Origin of the sequence: Pseudomonas sp. NPDC087598, from assembly GCF_044743525.1 — a bacterium.
Lineage (GTDB): Bacteria > Pseudomonadota > Gammaproteobacteria > Pseudomonadales > Pseudomonadaceae > Aquipseudomonas.
Genome location: NZ_JBIUWQ010000144.1, coordinates 1 through 1,860, shown reverse-complemented (window position 1 = coordinate 1,860; position 1,860 = coordinate 1). Strand labels below are relative to the sequence as shown.

The 1,860-nt window shown below is 55.6% G+C and carries 1 protein-coding gene; it reads right to left on the bottom strand.

Annotated features, from left to right (window positions below):
• Nucleotides 1-46: 46 nt before the first annotated feature.
• On the bottom strand, nucleotides 47-1,519 hold the full coding sequence (gene thiI / locus ACIOWE_RS30105; protein ID WP_401398600.1) for a tRNA uracil 4-sulfurtransferase ThiI: 1,473 nt from the start codon (nucleotides 1,517-1,519) through the stop codon (nucleotides 47-49).
• Nucleotides 1,520-1,860 lie beyond the last annotated feature (341 nt).

Here is a 1,860-nt window from a genome sequence, read left to right as displayed (position 1 = left end):
AAACAGAATGAATACGATATCTCCTTGACTGACACGAATTCAAAAGTCAAAAAGACCCGTCAAATAAGCTCGGACGATAAACGCGCACATTGGCATGCCCCTCACTGAGCAAATGGTGAGCATGCAGGCGACTCATCACGCCTTTGTCGCAATACAGCAGGTACTGGCGAGTAGGGTCCAGTTCCTTGAAACGTGCGTTCACTGCATAGAACGGCATCGTCTGTACCTCTATGCCGGCAAGCTCCAGCGGTTCGTCTTCAGCGGCATCCGGATGACGGATGTCGATGACGATCTGACCGGCCAGCGCTTCGCCGACTTCTTCAATCTGCAAATCCTGGCCCAATTCGTCGATGACGCGATCGATTGCAACCAGTTTGGCGTTGGCGAGCGCACGCTCGAGCACCGCCATGTCGAATTCTTTCTCTTCGTGTTCAACGCGACCGCGCTTGGCAGCCGTCTTCGGATTGACCGAAATAACGCCGCAGTACTCCGGCATGTGCCGGGCGAAATCGGCGGTGCCGATCTCGCTGGCCGTGTCGATGATGTCCTGTTTGTGCGCAACGATCAGTGGGCGCAGGACCAGCTTGTCGGTCACGCAGTCGATCACCGACAGGTTCGGCAGCGTCTGGCTCGACACCTGGGAGATCGCCTCGCCAGTGACCAGCGCATCGATGTGCAGTCGGTCGGCAATGGCCGAAGACGCGCGCAACATCATACGCTTCAATACGACGCCCATATGACTGTTATCGACTTTGCCGAGAATTTCGCCCAGTACTTCTTCGAACGGAACACTGACAAATAGCACGCGTTGCGAGCTTCCGTACTTCTTCCAGATGAAATGCGCGACTTCCATCACGCCCAATTCGTGGGCACGACCGCCCAGATTGAAGAAGCAGAAGTGCGCCATCAGGCCGCGGCGCATGATCTGGTAGGCCGCAACGGTCGAGTCAAAGCCGCCGGACATCAATACCAGGGTCTGCTCCAAGGCGCCGAGCGGGTAACCGCCGATGCCGTTGTGCTGGCTGTGGATCACAAACAACCGTTTGTCGCGAACTTCGATGCGGACTTCGATTTCCGGCTGTTTCAAGTCGATTCCGGCAGCACCGCACTCACGACGCAGCTTGCTGCCGACGTATTTTTCGACGTCCATCGAGCTGAACGCATGCTTGCCTGCACGCTTGCAGCGCACCGAGAAAATCTTCCCGGCCAGCGCCGCGCCGTAGTGCTGCTTGCACTTTTCGGTGATGTCGTCGAAGTCACCCAGCGGGTACTCGTCGATCTGCAAAAAGTGCGCAATGCCCGGCATGCAGGTCAGGCGTTCGCCCATCTCTTTCAAGGCTTTGGGGTCGGTAACGCGGGTTTCCAGCTCGAGGTTGTCCCACACACCGTTCACCACCACGGCCGGGTCCAGATCGCGGAGCACGGCGCGGATGTTTTTGGCCAACTGGCGGATAAATTTCGTCCGGACAGGTCGACTCTTGATGGTGATCTCGGGGAAGACTTTTACGATTAGTTTCATGAAAACAGCGCGCGCAGGGCCAGCCGAAAAAGGGGGGCGCGGATTATAGCGGAAATTGCTCAAGGTTTAACCAGTTAATGTGCAGAAGGTTTTGCATGCACCAAAACAGGTCATTTATCGATTATGACGCTACATTAAAGGGCGATAATTTCAGCTTTAAGACGCCTTGCACCTAAATAAGCGTGAATTTGGGGCAAAAAACCCATGCTGGGGCACTGGCATGCAATTTGCTCCCTTGTGAGGCAGGTTGCCTTGGCAGAGTATTCGCGCCGGCATCACCACTATTAAGGGCATCCACTACCAGCCCTAATTCACCCGGAGGACACTATGTCGAAGTCGGT